Genomic DNA, 18,862 nt, shown 5'->3' with positions numbered 1-18,862 from the left:
GAACCATCTGCTTGTGTCGAACTATAATTCGTTCGAAACGGTAGGTCGTATCGCTGGAGGCCACGAATTACGGGGGCTCTGTGTCAAACTATATTATGAGCCTCCAGATTTGGCGGCCGTTGTGCCGCCCAGCGCGGGGCAAGCCTACTCCTACAAAAACGGCGCCTATCCAAAGAAAGCGTCACTCTGTGGGAGCGGGCTTGTCCCGCGATGGACTGCAACGCAGCCCTAATCCGGCATAGGTCAATCTTTTTCAACCGAAGCTGCCTTACCTTACCTCGTAACCAACTACGTGAAAGCCACCATGATCCACGTAAACCTTAGGGGGGATAGGGAAATCATGTTGGATTATAAATCGCTCAACTAAAAGATTTTATATGCGCAGCAAGTTCAGACAGGGCACTGTCATCAGCTCTGGCTGAATCATGCGAAGAAATATAACCTTCATACTTGTCAAAATACGTGTCTACGCATGAGCTGATTTTTCTAAATTTACTGTCCTCACCCGTCCCATGCATGGGGAATAACTTCGCGTGCAGGTGATCAACGCCATAGCCCTCCAAAATCATACCGGTTCTCGCCACGTTTGGCAGGGCGCGGTCAATCAACAGTGCGGTGTTCTTGGCTGCTAGCACCAGCTCGGAAATAACCAAGTCAGTTTGTTCAAATGCGTAACTACTATGGTGTGACTTGGGTATAACGACCGTGAATCCTGGCGTATTGGGGTAGATTGATAAAAACGATAAATGTTTTTCGTCCTCCCAGATAATATGGGATGGAGAAATCCCTTCGGCAATTTGGCAAAAAATACAGTTCATTACTGGGGGCCTTTCGTTAGTTGTAATAATATTCAGTTATAGAATGTTATGAAGTGCTCGCCGCATCCCATACCTTGATCGGTGAATTGAGAAAATCCAAGCGGGAAACTCATTGCAAGGCGTTAGTTGGGAATGGTTTTCATTCCCTTATTCGAGCATACGAGTCTTCTATTTTACTGTCAACGAAGTAGTGCGGGAGCAGTTAGAAATTAAAGCCTCGGTCGTTTAAGGGACGACAGGAGCTCTGTACCGTCAGGCTTCCATAGATATCTCTAACCTTCATGTGTAGGTGACTTTTTCCTTCACATATATAGGAAATATCTCACAGGCTTAATACGGCATAGATCAATATTTCCTATCCGAAGTTGAATTACCTTGTGTCCCTTGTTGAACATGGACGACAAGGTAATACCCAATGGAAAGAATCCTCGATATCCAGCCCCTTCCGGCAGATCACCTGACCCTCCACCTCAACGGCGTTGCCGTTGCCGCCGCTCCGGGTGAAACCGTACTCAGTGTCTTGAACGCCGTTGGCCTGCGCCAAGTGGCGCGTAATGATCATGGCCACGTCAGTGGCGCTTTTTGTGGCATGGGCGTTTGCCATTGCTGCCTGGTCGCCATTGATGGCCGAGCCAAACGCCGCGCCTGTCAGACAGTGGTTCGCGCTGGCATGCACATCGAAACCCAGTTCAACCGCATCTCGCCGGAGGAGCACTCATGAGCCTGCGTCCGGTGATCGTTGGTGGTGGTTCGGCAGGCATGGCGGCAGCTATCGAGCTGGCTGAGCATGGCGTCGCCAGCCTGCTGTTCGACGAGGCTTCGCGCCCAGGCGGGGTGGTCTATCGCGGTCCGCTGCGGGCGGGCGTCGACCTCGGCTATCTGGGGGCACGCTATGCCAAGGCGTTGAATACGCTGCACGAAGATTTCGCCCTGTGTGCCGAGCATATCGACTTGCGTCTGAACAGCCGCGTGGTTGGAGGCAATGAGCAGTGCTTGATGGTGCTCGATGGTGACGAGCACCTGCATGAAATCGACTATGCCCAACTGCTGCTGGCGGCCGGTTGTCATGAACGTAACGTGCCTTTCCCTGGCTGGACTTTACCCGGCGTGATGCTGCTCGGCGGCCTGCAGCTGCAGATCAAGAGTGGGGTGGTCAAGCCGCTGGGCAGTACTTTGATCGCCGGTACTGGGCCACTGCTGCCACTGGTGGCCTGCCAGTTGCACGCTGCCGGAGCCAAAGTTGCGGGGGTTTACGAAGCGTGCGCGTTCAACCGCATAGCGCGCGAGAGCCTGGCGCTGTTGAACAAGCCTCAGCTATTTCTCGACGGCCTGAGCATGCTGGCCTACATGAAGCTCAATGGAATTCCCATGCACTATGGCTGGGGCGTGGTCGCTGCCCAAGGCGACGGCGAGCTGAATGAGGTGAGCGTCGCGCCTTACACCCAGGACTGGCAGCCGGATTTGACTCGCCTGCAGCGGGAACGGGTGCAAACGCTCGCCGTCGGCTACGGCTTCATTCCCCGTACTCAGCTCAGCCAGCAACTGGGGCTGGCGCATGGTTTCAGCGACGACGGCTACCTGCGGCCTGAGGTTAATGTATGGCAGCAAAGCAGCCTGCCGCATATCCACTTGGCGGGTGACATGGCAGGTATACGCGGGGGTGAGGCGGCAATGCTGACCGGGCGTCTAGCCGCCGTATCGATATTGCAGCAGTTGGCGGTGCTCAGCGCCGAGCAGGCGATCGAGCGGCGTGAGCTGTACTTGGGCAAGCTGGCTTCGATCCAACGCTTTCGCTCCGGGGTCGAGCGCTTTACCGCACGCGGCGCAGCGCAGATTGAGTTGCCCCAGGCTGATACGCTGATCTGTCGCTGTGAGCAGGTTACCCGCGACGCTATCGACCTGGCGCTCGAACAGGGCGTGCAAGACATGGCCAGTTTGAAGATGCGCACTCGGGTGAGCATGGGCGACTGCCAAGGGCGCATGTGCGTGGGCTATTGCACTGATCGCCTTCGGGCGGCTACCGGCCGGGCCGATGTCGGCTGGCTGCGCCCCCGGTTTCCGGTCGACCCGGTGCCTTTCTCAGCCTTTCAGCACCTGGCCACGGAGGCCTGAGCATGACCAAGACATACGATATCGTGATTGCCGGCGGCGGCGTTATCGGCGCTTCGTGCGCCTATCAGCTGTCCAAGCGCGGCAACCTGCGCATTGCCTTGATCGATGACAAGCGCCCCGGCAATGCCACTCGCGCGTCGGCTGGAGGTTTGTGGGCCATTGGTGAATCGGTGGGGCTGGGCTGCGGGGTGATCTTCTTTCGCATGCTGTCTTCGCGGGCCAAGCGTGAAGCCCATGGGGCCGCGGTGGCCGTGGATTCGAGCACGCCGCATATCCTCCCGCAGTGCTTCTTCGACCTGGCGCTGCAGTCGAACGCGCTTTATCCACAGCTGCATCAGGAGCTGATCGAGCGCCATGGCATGGACTTCAAGTTCGAGCGTACCGGATTGAAGTACGTGATTCAGGATGAAGAGGACCAGCTCTACGCCGAACACATCGTCAAGCAGATCCCCCACCTGGCCGAGCAGGTACGTTGGCTTGATCGCAGGGCGTTGCGTGAAGCAGAGCCGGCAGTGACCTTGCAGGCAACCGGAGCGCTCGAGTTTCTCTGCGATCACCAGGTGAGCCCGTTCCGCCTGGGCGATGCCTATCTGGAGGCGGCTCGGCAGAATGGCGTCGACTTGTATCTGAATACCCGGGTCACGGGTGTCATGCATCAAGGGGCGCGGATCAAGGGTGTGCGCACCGAACAAGCGGGAGACTTCCACTGCCATACCCTGCTCAATGCGGCTGGTGCCTGGGCTGCCGAGCTGAGCGAGTGGGCGACTGGAACGGCTATTCCAGTCAAGCCGGTCAAGGGCCAGATCGTGCTCACCGAACGCCTGCCGAAACTGCTGGATGGCTGCATTACCACCAGCGATTGCTACATGGCGCAAAAGGACAACGGCGAGATCCTGATTGGCAGTACTACTGAAGAGAAGGGCTTTGATGTCAACAACACCTTCCCGGAAATCAGTGGACTGGTGCAGGGCGCGGTGCGCTGCGTGCCGGAGCTGGCGCAGGTGAACCTCAAGCGGACCTGGGCGGGGCTGCGGCCGGGATCACCGGATGAGCTGCCGATCCTTGGGGCTGTGGATGAGGTGGAGGGATACTTAAATGCCTGTGGACATTTCCGTACCGGGATTCTGACATCGGCGATTACCGGGGTGATATTGGACAAGGTTATCCACAACGAGACATCGCCGGTGGATATCACCCCGTTTTTGGCGGCTCGTTTTCAGCAGCCTGTGTTGCCAGCGTGATAACGCGCGGGTAAATCGCAGCGGCGGCGCGCCGCTGCGATTGGGCTGCGCACTATCAGATCTGCATCGCCATCCCATCCACATTCATCGCCGCCTGGCGCAAGGCCTCGGAGCGGGTTGGATGCGGGTGGCAGGTGAGGGCGATATCCTCGGCCGACGCTGAGAACTCCATCGCCACACAGAACTCGCCGATCATTTCACTAACGCTCGGGCCGACCAGATGCACGCCCAAGACCTCATCGGTATTGGCATCGGCCAGCACCTTGGCGAAGCCTTCGGTCTCATGGTTGATCTTCGCCCGGCTGTTGGCAGTGAAGGGGAACTTGCCGACCTTGTAGGCGCGGCCTTCGGCCTTGAGCTGCTCTTCGGTCTTGCCGACGCTGGCCAGTTCCGGACGGGTGTAGATCACCCCAGGGATGAGGTTGTAGTTCACCTCGTGAGCCTTGCCGGCGATTCGCTCGATACACGACACCGCTTCATCCTCAGCCTTGTGCGCAAGCATTGGCCCGGAGGTGACATCGCCAATCACCCAGATGCCTGGCACGCTGCTGCGGTGATGTTCGTTGGTGAGCATGCCGCGCTTGTCGGTTTGAATGCCGACGCTTTCCAGGTTGAGGCCCTGAGTGTACGGACGACGACCGATAGCCACCAGCACGTAGTCAGCCTGCAGGGTTTCAGCGGCGCCACCTGCTGCCGGCTCCAGGCTCAGGCTGACGCCATCAGCTGAAGGGGTGGCCTGGGTAACCTTGCTGCCGAGCTTGAAGCGCATGCCTTGTTTGGCCAACGCCTTCTGCAAGGTCTTGGCGGTCTCTTCGTCGGTGCCGGGGCAGATTCGATCCAGGTACTCGATCACGGTGACTTCACTACCCAATCGGCGCCAAACCGAGCCGAGCTCCAGGCCGATCACACCAGCGCCGATCACTACCAGATGCTTGGGCACCTGTGGCAGCGATAGCGCGCCAGTGGAGTCGATAATGCGCTGGTTGTCGATGGTCACGCCGGGCAGGGGAGTGGGCTCGGAGCCGGTGGCAATGACAATGTCCTTGGCTTGCAGGGTGGTTTCGTTGCCATCCTCAGCTTTGACGATGACTTTGCCCACGCCATCCAGACGGCCCCAGCCCTTGATCCAGTCGACCTTGTTCTTGCGAAACAGGTACTCGATACCCTTGGTCAGGCCGGTCACGCTTTCGTCTTTCTGCTTCATCATCTGCGCCAGGTTCAAGGTCGGTTTGACCTCGATGCCTAGGTGAGCGAACTCCTCACCACTGGCCGCTTCGTACAGCTCGGAGGCGTGCAGCAATGCCTTGGAGGGCATGCAGCCTACGTTCAGGCAAGTGCCACCGAGGGTACTGCGACCTTCGACGCAGGCCACGCTCAGGCCCAATTGGCCAGCGCGGATGGCTGCGTTGTAGCCACCAGGGCCGCCACCGATGATCACGACATCATAAGATTTCATGGGATTACTCCAGGATGAGGAAGCGCAGAGGGGCACAAGATTAGTCGCAGCGAAGATTGTATACAATCCTTCGGGCGCTACTGGCAGCCAGGAAGTTTTAGACCAAGGTCGGGTTAAACGGAAACTTCGCATGAATGAACTACCCTATTTCGCAGACGTCCGAAATTCAAAGGGAGGGTCATTTCATGCTTGCGCAACTTCCACCTGCGTTGCAGAGCCTGCATTTGCCACTACGCCTGAAGCTCTGGGACGGTAACCAGTTCGATCTGGGGCCAAGCCCGCAAGTGACGATACTGGTCAAGGAGCCTCAGCTGATCAGTCAGTTGACCCATCCGAGCATGGGGCAACTGGGAGCGGCGTTTGTTGAAGGCAAGCTGGAACTGGAAGGCGATATCGGTGAAGCCATAAGGGTCTGCGATGAGCTCAGCGATGCCCTGCTGACTGATGAACAGGATGTCTCGCCAGTACGCAGCGCTCATGACAAAAGTACCGACGCCGAGTCCATCGCCTATCACTATGATGTCTCCAATGCGTTCTATCAGCTCTGGCTGGATCAGGACATGGCCTACTCCTGCGCCTACTTCAAGGAACAGGACAACACCCTCGATCAGGCCCAGCAGGACAAGTTCGACCACTTGTGCCGCAAGCTTCGACTGCAACAGGACGACTACCTGCTCGATGTCGGTTGTGGCTGGGGAGGGCTGGCGCGGTTCGCTGCGCGTGAATATGGCGCCAAGGTCTTCGGCATAACCCTGAGTAAGCAGCAACTCAAGCTGGCGCGCGAGCGGGTCAAACAGGAAGGCCTGGCCAAGCGCGTCGACCTACAGATTCTCGATTATCGTGACCTGCCGCAGGATGGACGTTTCGACAAGGTGGTCAGCGTTGGCATGTTCGAACATGTCGGCCACGCCAATCTCGACCTGTATTGCCAGAGGCTGTTTGGCGCTGTGCGCGAAGGTGGCGTGGTGATGAACCACGGCATCACCGCCAAACACGTCGATGGGCGTCCGGTGGGTCGAGGGGCGGGCGAGTTCATCGACCGCTATGTATTCCCCAACGGTGAGCTGCCACACCTGTCGATGATCACCAGCAGCATTTGCCAAGCCGGCATGGAAGTAGTGGATATCGAAAGCCTGCGCCTGCACTACGCCAAGACCCTGCATCACTGGAGCGAAAACCTCGAGCACCAGTTGCACCGGGCGGCGGCCCTGGTGCCGGAGAAGACCCTGCGCATTTGGCGTCTGTACCTGGCAGGCTGCGCCTATGCCTTCAGCAAGGGCTGGATCAACCTGCACCAGATTCTAGCAGTGAAGCCTTACGCGGATGGTCACCATGACCTGCCCTGGACCCGCGAAGACCTCTACCGCTAATTGACCCTCAAAGGATCGGCGAGATCAGCCGCGCGATACGCATCCCCAGTTGTTGCAGGCGATGGGTATCGCGGCTGTCCTCGGCAGTGATCTCCTTGGCTTGGTCAAAGTCGTTGAGCAGCATCGCTTGCACCTGATCGGCAAAGGTCCGGTCTACGGTCAGCAGGGTGATTTCGAAGTTCAAGCGAAACGAACGGTTGTCCAAGTTGGCACTACCGATCGCGCTGACCTCGTCATCCACCAGCACCACCTTCTGGTGCAGGAAGCCCGGCTGATAGCGGAACATACGCACCCCAGCACGCACCGCTTCGAAGGCAAACAGGCTGGAAGCGGCATAGACAATCCGATGGTCAGGCCGAGCGGGGATCAGGATGCGCACATCCACTCCGCGCATGACCGCCAGGCGCAAGGCGGCGAACACGGCTTCGTCGGGGATGAAGTAGGGGGTAGTGATCCACACCCGGTGGGTGGCGGATTGGATGGCCTCGACGAAGAACAGTGAACAGGTTTCCTGCGGGTCGGCCGGACCGCTGGCGAGCAATTGGCACAGCACACCGTTGTCCGGATAGGTGTCGGGAAGGATCAGAGGGGGGAGCTCGCGGGTGGCCCAGTACCAATCTTCGGCGAATGACTCTTGCAGGCACGCCACCACCGGCCCACTGATTTGCACATGGGTATCGCGCCAGGGCGACAGCCGAGGGTGGCCCCCCAGGTATTCGTCGCCGACGTTATGCCCGCCGACAAAACCCTCCAGCCCGTCGACCACGACGATCTTGCGATGGTTGCGGAAGTTGACCTGGAAGCGATTGAACCAGCCACTGCGAGTTGCGAACGCCTTGATCTGTACTCCGCCATCGCGCAATACCTGGCTGTAGCTGGCGGGTAGGGCGTGGCTGCCCACCCGGTCATACAAGACGAAAATCTGCACACCTTCAGCCGCCTTGCGCAACAGCAGCTGTTGCAGCTCACGGCCAATAGCATCGTCGTGGATGATGAAGAACTGCACCAACACCACCCGCCGCGCTTGAGCGATGGCAGCGAAGATGGCATCGAAAGTGGCTTGTCCATCGATCAACAGTTTGACGTCGTTGTTGGCCAGGCACGGCATGCGACCCAACTTGGGCATTGCCCGCAGCGCCGCATAACTGTCGGACTCGCGCGCGGTGAGTGCTTCCTCGACCCATGGCCGCCAGTTGAGGTTGGCCATCGCCACGTGCATTTCCTGGTTGGCCTGGCGCCTGGCCTGGATGTAGGCATTGAAGGAGCGGGCGCCGAAAACCAGATAGGGGATCAAGGTCAGGTAGGGAATGAAGAACAGCGGCATCGCCCAGGCGATTGCACCTTGGGCAGTGCGCACGGTGAATACTGCATGGAGCGCGGCAATGATGCCGAGCAAATGGATGAGGCCGAGCACGTAACCGAAGAAGTAGGGGCTGTGGTAATCCATACGCATCCTGCTTGCCGAAATCACTTCAGCTAACAGACCACGTTAATGGGCTGGCTTGCAACCCAATCACGAAAATGACGTCTAAGCTCTGTCCGGCCAGATTGCCGGTAATGCTAAGGAGCATCCATCGATGAAGATTCGTCTGCCACTTTTCGCCTTGGTCGTGGGCCTGGCCAGCCCGCTGGTCAATGCGCAGATGTTGCAACCCGGCCTGTGGGAGCTGACCACCAGCAATATGCAGGTCGACGGCAAGCCGTTGCCCGACATGGGCTTCATGCTCGGTCAGTTGAAGAACCTACCGCCCGAGCAGCGCGCCATGATGGAAGGTGTGCTGGCAAAACAGGGGATTACCGTGGCAGGTAATGGAGTGCGTTCGTGCCTGACGCCGGAGCAGGTCAAGACTGATGACATCCCGTTGCAGGATCCGCAGTCGGGCTGTACGCAAAAGATCACCGACCGCAGCGGCAATGTCTGGAAGTTTCAGTTTAGCTGCCCAAAGGCGCAGGGTACCGGGGAGGCGACTTTTCTTAGCGATCGGGAGTTCACCACCAAGGTCAACGGCACGTTCAATGCTTCGGGTGTTCAACAGCAGGGCAGCATGAATACGCGAGCGGTGTGGTTGGGCAACGACTGTGGAACAGTCAAACCACGTTCTTGAAGTTAAGTCATTTGGGGTCGCAGCGCGGCCCCTCGGCAATTACCACTGCCACTCGCTGACCGCCACAGCGTCATGGGCATGCAGGCTTTCGGCATGTTCCACGCGCACGTTAAATCCGCTCGACCATTCCACTTCCCGTAGGGCGAGGTGGACTCGCCTGGCGGCGTCTTCGCAGAACATGAGATTTTGTCCATTGGCCAATGCGAAGGCCTGTTCATCGGCGCGCTTGACCGCAGTTTGTACTGCCGTGCGCAAGGCGCCTTCTACTCGATCGATCAGGCCTGTAATCGGCAACGTTTGCATAGCATCACGCAGGCGCACTTTTACTTGTGCATCGCTGCGCTGGCTGTGAGGCGTGGCTACGATTCCCTGACTGCTACCCAACCATTGCAAAAGCGCCTCGCGATTCAAGTCAGCATGGCTGAAGTCAGCTAGAAACTGCTGCTGAATAAGCTGCCGAGCTAGCGCCGCCGAGCAAGGGCAGGTGGATGAATAGGGAATTTGCACAAATAGTTCCACGTGGAACATCTCATTTTTGATGCTGGCATCAACCGTCACCGGGTAGCTTTTCCAACCGGAGAGTGGGCTGACCAACGCAGGCCTTTTCAGCAGATGCTCGAAGGTGAGGCTCAGGTAAGCGGCAGAAGAAAGCCCTGCATGGCTGTCGAGAAAGGTCGCCAGCAAACGCCTTAATACCTGCGGGCTCAGTTCGCTTTGCTCCAGGCTCTCCAAGGCCAGATACAGCCGCGACATATGAATACCCCGCGACTTGCCGTCATCCAGGTTAACCCCTGCACTGGCACGAGCACTTAGCGTTCGCCCTTCAAACTGTACGGGCAAGGCGATGCCCTGCATGCCGACCCAATCCAAAGGCTGGGTGCGCTGAGTGGTTTGTTTTGCCACATCGGGGAGTTTCAAGCTGGTCATCAGGGTACCCATCAAAAATATCGTCAGCGGCATCCGCCAATCAGGCTGCAGTGCAAGTTGAAGCGTTGTCCGCTGGAGCTGGACACTCGGTTCAAGGTGGTCCAGCCAACTCGACGGCTGTAGCCGAACCAAGCCTCTCCGTCGCTCGCCAGACCGGTATAGAAGGTCGTAGGGCCGTAACCGGTGTTGGTTTGCGCCCACAGTCTTTTGCTCGCCGCTTCGAAGCCGCGCAGATATAGAGAGCTACCTTCGCTGCGCACACTGTAGTAGTTGCCGTTGCCATCCTTGCAGGCAAGCAGCGTGGCGCTTCGCGTACACAGCGCCAGATTGGTTTGCGGCAGCGCCAGCAGGTGTGCCGGCGTCACAATCAGCAATAGCGCCAAGGCACAGGGCAGTTTCATAGGCTTCTCCAGGAATGCCATTGGGCAGCACGGCTTGGCGAAATTGTATTGTTATATTATAACATTGTGCAATGCATCGTTTCGAATGCGTCCGCCTGAAGAGGTCCACCATGTCCAACCGTCTCCCTGTCACCGTGTTGTCCGGCTTTCTAGGCGCGGGCAAAAGTACCTTGCTCAATCACATCCTGCGCAACCGTGATGGCTTGCGCGTCGCTGTGATCGTCAACGACATGAGCGAAATCAACATCGACGCCAGCGAGGTGCAGCGCAACGTGAGCCTCAACCGCGCTGAAGAAAAACTGGTCGAGATGAGCAATGGCTGCATCTGCTGCACCTTGCGCGAAGACCTGCTTGAGGAAGTGGCGCGGCTCGCCGAGGAAGGGCGTTTCGATTACCTGCTGATCGAGTCGACCGGTATTTCCGAACCCCTGCCGGTGGCCGAGACGTTCACGTTCCGAGATGAACAAGGCCGTAGCCTGTCCGATATGGCGCGCTTGGATACCATGGTCACCGTGGTCGACGGGTTGAATTTTTTGCGCGATTACCAAGCGGCGGAGAGCTTGGCCAGCCGCGGCGAAACCTTGGGCGAAGAGGATGAGCGCTCGATCAGCGACTTGCTGATCGAGCAGATCGAGTTCGCCGACGTGCTGCTGCTGAGCAAGATCGACCTGATCAGCCAGGACCTGCGTGAAGAGCTCACGGCGATCCTGCGTAGCCTCAATGCCCGGGCGCAGATCGTGCCGATGGTGATGGGCCAAGTGCCGCTGGCGCGAATCCTCGATACCGGCTTGTTCGACTTCGATCAGGCGGCGCAGGCGCCGGGTTGGCTGCAAGAGCTGCGTGGCGAGCACGTGCCCGAGACCGAGGAGTATGGCATCGCTGCCAGCAGCTGGCAGGCGCGTCGTCCGCTACACCCGCAGCGTTTCTTCGACTTTATCCACAAGCCGTGGGGCAATGGCCGCTTGCTGCGCTCCAAGGGCTTCTTCTGGCTGGCCAGCAAGTACCAGGAAGCCGGCAGCTGGTCCCAGGCAGGCGGCATGATGCGCCATGGTTTGGCCGGGCGCTGGTGGCGCTTCGTGCCGCGCGAGCAATGGCCACAGGATGAAGACAATACTGCGGCGATTCTCAAGCAGTGGACAGCAGAGGTAGGCGATTGCCGGCAGGAGCTGGTATTCATTGGTCAGAACATCGACTTTGCCAGGTTATCCACAGAGCTGGACGCCTGCTTGTTGACTGATGAAGAGATGGAGACGGGTCCAATGGCTTGGCTACGTTTACCCGATCCGTTCGGTGCTTGGCATGACGAGATGGCGGCATGAGTACCACTCGCACTGTGGATATCTCCCAGGTGTTCGGCCAATCGCCGCAGGTGTTGGCTGAAATACTGCAGGATGGCGTTAACCTCGCGGCTTGGCAGCGACGCTTGCCAGCGCAGGTCGAAGACTTTTCCACAGTGCTGCTCAGCCTTGACCCGCTATTGGCAGATGAACGGGTGATCGATGTGGATGAACGTCACCCGCCGCAGTTACCAGGCCTGCTGCCGGAAGCGGCGGATCTGCATGGCTATGAGAGCTTCGTCGCCGACGTGGCCTGGCTGGTGGCCGCTTACACCTGCCTGCTGGGCGCGCGCCGGATTGGCCTGCGCTTGCGGGTGCTGGAGGGCGCCATGTGTCCGCGCTTCCATGTGGATAAAGTCCCTTTGCGACTGTTGACCACCTATACCGGTGCCGGCAGCGAGTGGCTCAAGGAAGAGGCAATAGACCGTGGACATCTTCACAACGCTCAGCCGGCTGTGGATAACATTCAGCGCTTGCAGGCCGGTGAAGTTGCAATACTCAAGGGCGAGAAGTGGCTGGGCAATGAAGGGGCAGGGCTGGTGCACCGCTCACCGATGACCGCACCCGGCGAGCGCCGCCTGCTGCTTAGCCTTGACTGGTTGGCATGACGGGGCATAGTGAAGGTTGATTCCGTCTCGATGCCCAACCATGTTGCAGAACATTCCTACCCACGTTATCGCTGGCCCACTGGGCGCTGGCAAGACCAGCCTGATCCGGCAGCTGCTCGCTCAACGTCCGGCCACCGAGCGCTGGGCGGTACTGGTCAATGAATTCGGCCAGATCGGCCTCGATGCTGCCCTGCTCAGCCGCGACGAGGATGGCGTGGCGATTGGCGAAGTGGCGGGAGGATGTCTGTGTTGCGTCAACGGCATGCCGTTTCAGGTCGGCTTGGCTCGCTTGCTGCGCAAAGCCCGTCCTGATCGCTTGTTCATAGAGCCGTCTGGTTTGGGTCATCCACTCCAGCTGCTCAAGCAGCTGGGGCAGGCACCGTGGACGGGAGTGCTCAATGTGCAGCCCATGATCATGGTGCTCGATGCCCTTGCTCTGGCCCAAGGTGAACCATTACCGGAGACGCAAAAGGAGGCGTTGTCGGCCGCTAACTTGTTGATATTTAACAAATCTCAAGCTGTGGATGAACAGCGGAGGTTGTTGATAACTCAACAGCTGCCTGGCCTTCCCAGTTACTGGACCGAGCACGGCGAGTTTCCCCTGGCGCAGCTGCCAATGTTTTCCACATGCGATATAGCCAATTCTGCGGAGATTGAGCTGCCTGTGGAAAACACATCTGCGCCGCTTGCAGCCCTGTGGACAGATCCATCCCAGCCGATTTGTCTGGCGCAACAAGGTGAAGGGGGTTGGAGTATCGGCTGGCGCTGGCATCCCAGCCAGCGGTTCGATGTGTCGCGATTACAGGCGTTTCTCCGCGCTTGGCCCTGGCGTAGGGCCAAGGGAGTTATCCACAGCGCAGAGGGCTGGCAATCCTTCAATGGCCTGCAGGCCAGTGCCGTGGCTTGGCACTCAAGCGAATGGCGCAAGGATTCACGCATCGAGCTGATCTTCGCTCAGCCGCAGCCCACGCCAGCCCTGCAGAGCGCCCTGGCCGCCTGCCGCCTTTAGCGCTGATCGTTGCGCCAGCGATTGTGCTCCTGGCGCCACTGCTGCATCTCGATGACGTTATCGCTGCGTGGCGGGGTCTTGATCTCGAACGGGTAGGGCGCCAGCTCGATCTGCATGGTGTGTGCACCGAACTGGGTGACAGTGCCCGGGTGACGCTGTTCGCCGGTGACGGTGAATTCGAAGTTGTAGATCCGCGCCAGGCGCTTGCGGCCGTTGGCGTCACGCACGAACGCAATGCGCTTGAGCGCGACGGCGTCGTCCAAAAGCTCCAGATCGAGTTTGGCGCAATGCTGCTTGACCCGTACCAGGGCCTTCTCGCGCAGGCCATGGTTGTGCCACAGCCAGGCGCCGACCGTGGCGAGCAGCATCAGGACGAAGAGGTTCTCCAGGGTCAACATTTGCGTAGGCTCCAAACAAGTAGATCCAGCTTAACTGCGTCCCTGGTCTGTCGTACAGGTGGCAATCGAGTTCATACTGCGCGACGCTCTCATCCTGAATCGTCTTTGGAAAACTCCGCATGAAACGTACACCGCATCTGCTCGCTATCCAGTCCCATGTGGTCTTTGGCCACGCCGGAAACAGCGCCGCGGTGTTTCCCATGCAGCGGATCGGGGTCAACGTCTGGCCACTCAATACCGTGCAATTCTCCAATCACACTCAGTATGGCCAGTGGGCGGGAGAAGTGCTTGCTCCAGCGCAAATTCCTGCGTTGGTAGAAGGCATTTGCAACATTGGCGAGCTGGGCCACTGCGATGCGGTGTTGTCCGGCTACCTGGGCAGTGCCGAGCAAGGTCGGGCGATTCTCGCTGGCGTCGAGCGGATCAAGGCGGTCAACCCCAAGGCGCTGTACCTGTGCGATCCGGTCATGGGCCATGCCGAGAAGGGCTGCATCGTCCCCGAGGAAGTCAGTGAGTTCCTGCTCGAACAAGCGGCTTCAAAGGCCGATATCCTCTGCCCCAATCAGCTTGAACTGGACAGCTTCAGTGGGCGTCGGGCGCAGTCGCTGGAAGATTGTGTGGCGATGGCGCGCGGCCTGCTCGAGCGTGGGCCGCAAGTGGTCCTGGTCAAGCACCTAAGCTACCCGGGCCGCGCTGAAGACGCCTTTGAAATGCTGTTGGTGACCCGCGAGGAAAGCTGGCACCTGCGTCGGCCGCTGCTGTGCTTCCCGCGTCAGCCGGTAGGCGTCGGCGACCTCACCTCTGGGCTGTTCCTGGCCCGGGTGCTGTTGGGTGACAGCTGGGTACAGGCGTTCGAGTTCACCGCTGCCGCCGTGCACGAGGTTCTGCTCGAAACCCAGGCCAGCGCCAGCTACGAATTGCAGCTGGTACGGGCCCAGGATCGTATTGCCCATCCGCGCGTGCGCTTCGAAGCACAGCGCCTGACGGTTTAAATGGCGTCGGTCTTCAGGTCCTGGTAACGCTTTTCCAGTTCCTGGCGGATCTGCCGGCGCTGCTTGCCTTGCAGGAAGCGGCGTTTCTCTTCGCTGCTCTGCGGTAGGCGCGCAGGCACCGGGACCGGACGGCGATTGTCATCGACTGCAACCATGGTGAAGAAGCAGCTGTTGGAGTGGCGCACCGAGCGCTCGCGAATGTTCTCGGTCACCACTTTGATGCCCACCTCCATCGAGGTGTTGCCGGTGTAGTTGACCGAGGCCAGGAAGGTGACCAGCTCGCCGACGTGGACCGGCTCGCGGAATACCACCTGATCGACCGACAGGGTCACCACGTAAGTGCCGGCATAGCGGCTGGCGCACGCATAGGCCACCTCATCGAGGTACTTGAGCAAGGTGCCGCCGTGTACGTTGCCGGAGAAGTTGGCCATGTCCGGAGTCATCAGGACGGTCATAGTCAGCTGGGCGTTTCCAGGTTCCATAGTGTGCTCACGGTGAGGTTGCGCTGAAACGGGGCGGGCATCTTCGGACACTTCTTCGTCCCCTGTTGAAATTTCCCATCCTGGTACGGGACGTCGGCAGACGCTCCATCGTCACGCGGTTCGCGCCATTAGCTGAGGCGAAGCGGCCGACATGTTTCTGCATATTGCACCAACGTTTTGCGCAGAAGCGCGATGTTAACCTGAGCAAGCCCATGCAACATGGGCTTTCCTGCATTAAACACAGTATGTATCTGCTGCTCGCTAAGGATGACCTCGGCAGAGGAGCGGTCTGCCCGGGCAACGTGAAAAGGAGTACCACGCCATGCATGCCATCAGCTTTATTCAGGACCTGGCAGTGATCATGCTGGTGGCGGGGGTGGTCACCATCCTGTTCCATCGCTTCAAGCAACCTGTGGTGCTTGGCTATATCGTTGCCGGCTTCATCATTGGCCCGCACACCCCACCGTTTGGCCTGATTCACGACGAAGACACGATCAAGACCCTGGCCGAGCTGGGGGTAATCTTCCTGATGTTCTGCCTGGGCCTGGAATTCAGCCTACGCAAGTTATTCAAGGTCGGCGCGACGGCATTTATCGCGGCGTTCCTGGAAATCGTCCTGATGATCTGGATCGGTTTCGAAATCGGTCGCTGGTTCGGCTGGAGCACCATGGATTCGCTGTTCCTCGGCGCGATCCTGGCGATTTCCTCGACCACCATCATCGTCAAGGCGCTCAACGACCTGAAGATGAAGAACGAGCGCTTCGCCCAGCTGATCTTCGGCGTGCTCATCGTTGAAGATATCTTGGGCATTGGCATCATTGCCCTGTTGTCGGGTATCGCAGTCAGCGGTTCGGTCAGCTCCGGCGAAGTGTTCTCCACCGTCGGCAAGCTGTCGCTGTTCATGATCGTCGCGCTGGTCATTGGTATCTTGCTGGTGCCAAGGCTGTTGGCCTATGTGGCCAAGTTCGAAAGCAACGAAATGCTGCTGATTACCGTGCTGGGCTTGTGTTTCGGCTTCTGCCTGCTGGTGGTCAAGCTTGAGTACAGCATGGTGCTGGGCGCCTTCCTGATCGGTGCGATCATGGCCGAGTCGCGCCAACTGCTGAAGATCGAGCGGCTGATCGAGCCGGTTCGCGACCTGTTCAGTGCGATTTTCTTCGTTGCCATCGGCCTGATGATCGACCCTCAGGTCCTGATCGATTACGCCTGGCCAATCGTGGTGATCACCCTGGCGGTGGTGCTGGGCAAGATGCTCTCTTGCGGCATGGGTGCTTTTATCGCCGGTAATGACGGTCGCACTTCACTTCGGGTGGGCATGGGCCTTTCGCAGATCGGCGAGTTCTCTTTCATCATTGCCGCGCTGGGCATGACGTTGCAGGTCACTAGCGACTTCCTCTATCCGGTAGCGGTGGCTGTCTCGGCGATCACCACACTGCTCACGCCTTACTTGATTCGTGCGGCCGATCCGCTGTCGATCAAGCTTGGCAAAATTGTCCCGAGCCGCCTTTCGCGGGTGCTGTCGCTGTATGGCGAATGGTTGCGCAGTATTCAGCCGCAAGGCGAGGGGGCAATGCTGGCGGCGATGATCCGGCGCATCTTGCTGCAGGTCGGGGTCAATCTGGCGCTGGTGATCGCGATCTTCTTCAGTGGCGGTTACTTCGCCGAACGGCTCGGTAGTTGGTTGAGCGAGTGGGTGGGCGACATTGGCCAGCAGAAGGCGCTGATCTGGGGCGCGGCACTGCTGTTGTCGTTGCCATTCCTGATCGCTGCCTATCGCAAGCTCAAGGCGCTATCGATGCTGTTGGCGGAGATGGGCGTGAAGCCTGAGATGGCCGGGCGGCATACCCAGCGTGTGCGTCGGGTGATCGCCGAGGTAATCCCGCTGCTGTCGCTGCTGGTGATCTTCCTGCTGCTGTCGGCGTTGTCGGCGAGCATTTTGCCGACCAATGAGTTGCTGCTGGTGATAGTGGTGGTAGCGGCAGTGGTCGTGGCGCTGCTGTGGCGCTGGTTGATTCGGGTGCATACGCGCATGCAGATCGCGTTGCTGGAGACCCTGGAAAACAACCGTGATCACTCGCACTGACAGAGAAATGCTCTCTGCGCGAGATTTCATCGAAGTCCGAGGGGATGACACGGTAGCGAGTCGCCAGGCGCAGAAAGCCTGGCGATTTTACGGCCATTAATGGCTAAGAGCCATTAGTTTGTGCGGATAACTCTCGTTCAGCTTTCCAGCCAGACGTCACGCGCCCAATGCCAGACCGATTCCCAGCTCTCTTCGGTGACGATCTCTTCTTCGCCGGACCACAGCACCACGGTGCCGTCCTCTTCGACGCAGTAGTAGTCGTCGCCATCCTTGCAGATCGGGATCAATTCCCGTGGGACGCCAGCGTCCCAGGCATTGGCCGCCACTTCCGGCAGGTAGGTGTGCGACTGCGGATCGGTCGCGGTCACGGGCTCAAGGCTGCCATAGACCACGTCGCTGACGGTCAGCAGGTATTCCTTGAACACGAACGGAATGTTGATGAACAGCTGCTCCTCGACCTCAACCAGCTGATCTTCATCAGGAAGCTCCAGGGGTACCGGTACCGGCTCATTGGCTTCACGCAGTTGTTCGATCACTTCTTCCACGGTTCACATCCTCTACCTTGATGACAACGCTGCGCGTTATACCCTAGTAGCCCGCTGAGGCAAAAGCAAAAACCCCGGGCAAGCCCGGGGTTTTTTTGTTGCAACGTGTCAGGATCAGCCGTTCTGGCGGATACCGGCGAGCAGCCAAGGCTGGTTTTCGCCCTGAGCGCGCTCCATGTGCCAGCTTTCGCTGAAGGCTTCGCCCTGGTCGAAGCGCGAGGTCTTCGACTGACCACGGAAGGTCAGGGTGGCGATGGTCTTGTCGGCGCGATCATCGACGCCTTCCAGCTGCACATCGAGGTTATCGATGTAGGTGGACTGGAAGCCATCACCCAGGTCAGCACGCTCGCGCTTGAGGAACTCGAGCAGTTGCGGGGTGACGAACTCGGCGATCTTGTCCATCTCGTTGGCATCCCAGTGCTGCTGCAGCGACTGGAAGTGGTTGCGCGCGGCGGCCAGGAAGCTTTGCTCGTTGAACCAGGCCGGGGCGTTGATCACCGGCGCGGCGGCGGCAGGTGCGGCGGCGCCACCGAAGATCGACGGTTGAGCCGGTTGCTGGGTGTGTGCTTCGCGCTGGAACGGCGCGTGGCCGGCAGGCGCAGCGTGAGCCTGTTGCTGGCGACGGCGGGCGGCGATGAAGCGGAACACCAGGAAGGCGATCAGGCCCATGATCAGGAAGTCCATGATCTGCATGCCCTGGAAGCCGTCACCCATGAACATGGAGGCCAGCAGGCCACCGGCGGCCAGGCCGGCAAGTGGGCCCAGCCAGCGCGAAGCACCGCTGGCGGCGGCCGGCGCGCGACCTGGAGCGGTCGGTGCGGCAGCAGGCGTGGTTGGCGTAGCCTGGCGAGTCTGGTGGATAGGCGCGGAGCCCGAGCTCTTGCCGCCGCCGAAGCGTTTGGCGTTGGCGTCCAGGCTCAGCGTCAGGCCGACGCACAGCGCCAGGGCGATGCTAAGAAAACGTTGCATAAGTGGGAT

General features: G+C 59.2%; 19 protein-coding genes. 10 read left to right on the top strand and 9 right to left on the bottom strand.

The genetic code is table 11. The features are described 5' to 3' along the window. Positions 1–359: 359 nt before the first annotated feature. Positions 360–818, bottom strand: coding sequence for an HIT family protein (locus tag HU737_RS22630; RefSeq protein WP_186553094.1), 459 nt, complete (start codon positions 816–818; stop codon positions 360–362). 415 nt (positions 819–1,233) lie between these two features. On the opposite strand from HU737_RS22630, the gene hcnA reads away from it, so the two are divergent. Genes hcnA through hcnC form a run of 3 tightly spaced genes read left to right on the top strand, consistent with a single transcriptional unit; the run spans position 1,234 to position 4,171 of the window. Then, the gene (gene hcnA, locus HU737_RS22625; protein WP_186553093.1) at positions 1,234–1,539 is read left to right on the top strand and encodes a cyanide-forming glycine dehydrogenase subunit HcnA; all 306 of its coding nucleotides are present in this window, start codon (positions 1,234–1,236) and stop codon (positions 1,537–1,539) included. After that, the gene (hcnB, locus tag HU737_RS22620) at positions 1,536–2,930 is read left to right on the top strand and encodes a cyanide-forming glycine dehydrogenase subunit HcnB (protein ID WP_186553092.1); all 1,395 of its coding nucleotides are present in this window, start codon (positions 1,536–1,538) and stop codon (positions 2,928–2,930) included. The genes hcnA and hcnB overlap by 4 nt, the downstream gene beginning before the upstream one ends. A gap of 2 nt (positions 2,931–2,932) precedes the next feature. Further along, the gene (hcnC, locus tag HU737_RS22615; protein WP_186553091.1) at positions 2,933–4,171 is read left to right on the top strand and encodes a cyanide-forming glycine dehydrogenase subunit HcnC; all 1,239 of its coding nucleotides are present in this window, start codon (positions 2,933–2,935) and stop codon (positions 4,169–4,171) included. A 55-nt stretch (positions 4,172–4,226) separates the two neighbouring features. Here hcnC and lpdA read toward each other — a convergent pair whose 3' ends face one another. Next, a complete protein-coding gene (lpdA, locus tag HU737_RS22610) occupies positions 4,227–5,627 on the bottom strand; it encodes a dihydrolipoyl dehydrogenase (RefSeq protein WP_186553090.1) in 1,401 nt (466 codons plus the stop codon). Between the two features lie 185 nt (positions 5,628–5,812). Here lpdA and cfaB point away from each other — a divergent pair, with 185 nt between their 5' ends. Then, the gene (gene cfaB / locus HU737_RS22605) at positions 5,813–6,997 is read left to right on the top strand and encodes a C17 cyclopropane fatty acid synthase CfaB (protein ID WP_186553089.1); all 1,185 of its coding nucleotides are present in this window, start codon (positions 5,813–5,815) and stop codon (positions 6,995–6,997) included. A gap of 7 nt (positions 6,998–7,004) precedes the next feature. Here cfaB and cls read toward each other — a convergent pair whose 3' ends face one another. Beyond that, entirely contained in the window at positions 7,005–8,444 is a 1,440-nt protein-coding gene (gene cls / locus HU737_RS22600) for a cardiolipin synthase (protein ID WP_186553088.1), read from the bottom strand. Between the two features lie 130 nt (positions 8,445–8,574). On the opposite strand from cls, the gene HU737_RS22595 reads away from it, so the two are divergent. Then, entirely contained in the window at positions 8,575–9,102 is a 528-nt protein-coding gene (locus tag HU737_RS22595) for a DUF3617 domain-containing protein (protein WP_186553087.1), read from the top strand. A 39-nt stretch (positions 9,103–9,141) separates the two neighbouring features. On the opposite strand, the gene folE2 is transcribed toward HU737_RS22595, so the two are convergent. Together folE2 and HU737_RS22585 are read right to left on the bottom strand one after the other, a co-directional pair. Then, positions 9,142–10,029 (bottom strand): GTP cyclohydrolase FolE2, encoded by an 888-nt coding sequence (gene folE2 / locus HU737_RS22590; protein ID WP_186553238.1) that lies wholly within the window; start codon positions 10,027–10,029, stop codon positions 9,142–9,144. A 23-nt stretch (positions 10,030–10,052) separates the two neighbouring features. Further along, on the bottom strand, positions 10,053–10,430 hold the full coding sequence (locus HU737_RS22585; protein ID WP_186553086.1) for a glutamine synthetase: 378 nt from the start codon (positions 10,428–10,430) through the stop codon (positions 10,053–10,055). Positions 10,431–10,540: 110 nt separating this feature from the next. Here HU737_RS22585 and zigA point away from each other — a divergent pair, with 110 nt between their 5' ends. The 3 genes from zigA to HU737_RS22570 are packed head-to-tail and all read left to right on the top strand — an operon-like array spanning position 10,541 to position 13,384. Continuing rightward, on the top strand, positions 10,541–11,749 hold the full coding sequence (gene zigA / locus HU737_RS22580; RefSeq protein WP_186553085.1) for a zinc metallochaperone GTPase ZigA: 1,209 nt from the start codon (positions 10,541–10,543) through the stop codon (positions 11,747–11,749). Then, the gene (locus tag HU737_RS22575; RefSeq protein ID WP_186553084.1) at positions 11,746–12,375 is read left to right on the top strand and encodes a DUF1826 domain-containing protein; all 630 of its coding nucleotides are present in this window, start codon (positions 11,746–11,748) and stop codon (positions 12,373–12,375) included. Before zigA ends, HU737_RS22575 begins: the two co-directional genes overlap by 4 nt. Before the next feature lie 40 nt (positions 12,376–12,415). Beyond that, complete coding sequence (locus tag HU737_RS22570) at positions 12,416–13,384, top strand: CobW family GTP-binding protein (protein WP_186553083.1); 969 nt, start codon at positions 12,416–12,418, stop codon at positions 13,382–13,384. Here the strand turns inward: HU737_RS22570 and HU737_RS22565 are convergent. Beyond that, positions 13,381–13,782 (bottom strand): DUF3301 domain-containing protein, encoded by a 402-nt coding sequence (locus HU737_RS22565; RefSeq protein WP_186553082.1) that lies wholly within the window; start codon positions 13,780–13,782, stop codon positions 13,381–13,383. The genes HU737_RS22570 and HU737_RS22565 overlap by 4 nt on opposite strands. A gap of 119 nt (positions 13,783–13,901) precedes the next feature. Here HU737_RS22565 and pdxY point away from each other — a divergent pair, with 119 nt between their 5' ends. Continuing rightward, a complete protein-coding gene (gene pdxY, locus HU737_RS22560) occupies positions 13,902–14,774 on the top strand; it encodes a pyridoxal kinase PdxY (RefSeq protein WP_186553081.1) in 873 nt (290 codons plus the stop codon). On the opposite strand, the gene HU737_RS22555 is transcribed toward pdxY, so the two are convergent. Continuing rightward, a complete protein-coding gene (locus HU737_RS22555; protein ID WP_186553080.1) occupies positions 14,771–15,256 on the bottom strand; it encodes an acyl-CoA thioesterase in 486 nt (161 codons plus the stop codon). The genes pdxY and HU737_RS22555 overlap by 4 nt on opposite strands. A gap of 322 nt (positions 15,257–15,578) precedes the next feature. Between HU737_RS22555 and HU737_RS22550 the strand changes: the two genes are divergently transcribed. Further along, positions 15,579–17,339 carry a cation:proton antiporter gene (locus HU737_RS22550; RefSeq protein WP_186553079.1) on the top strand — a complete coding sequence of 587 codons (1,761 nt, stop codon included), beginning with the start codon at positions 15,579–15,581 and terminating at the stop codon, positions 17,337–17,339. Positions 17,340–17,476: 137 nt separating this feature from the next. Here the strand turns inward: HU737_RS22550 and HU737_RS22545 are convergent, their stop codons facing one another. Then, the gene (locus tag HU737_RS22545) at positions 17,477–17,884 is read right to left on the bottom strand and encodes an SMI1/KNR4 family protein (RefSeq protein WP_186553078.1); all 408 of its coding nucleotides are present in this window, start codon (positions 17,882–17,884) and stop codon (positions 17,477–17,479) included. A gap of 114 nt (positions 17,885–17,998) precedes the next feature. Next, positions 17,999–18,853, bottom strand: coding sequence for a Tim44 domain-containing protein (locus tag HU737_RS22540; RefSeq protein WP_186553077.1), 855 nt, complete (start codon positions 18,851–18,853; stop codon positions 17,999–18,001). Positions 18,854–18,862: the final 9 nt, after the last annotated feature.

It is taken from the genome of Pseudomonas urmiensis, assembly GCF_014268815.2.
In the GTDB taxonomy this organism is placed as follows: Bacteria; Pseudomonadota; Gammaproteobacteria; order Pseudomonadales; family Pseudomonadaceae; genus Aquipseudomonas; species Aquipseudomonas urmiensis.
This window is presented reverse-complemented; position numbering and strand designations above follow the sequence as displayed.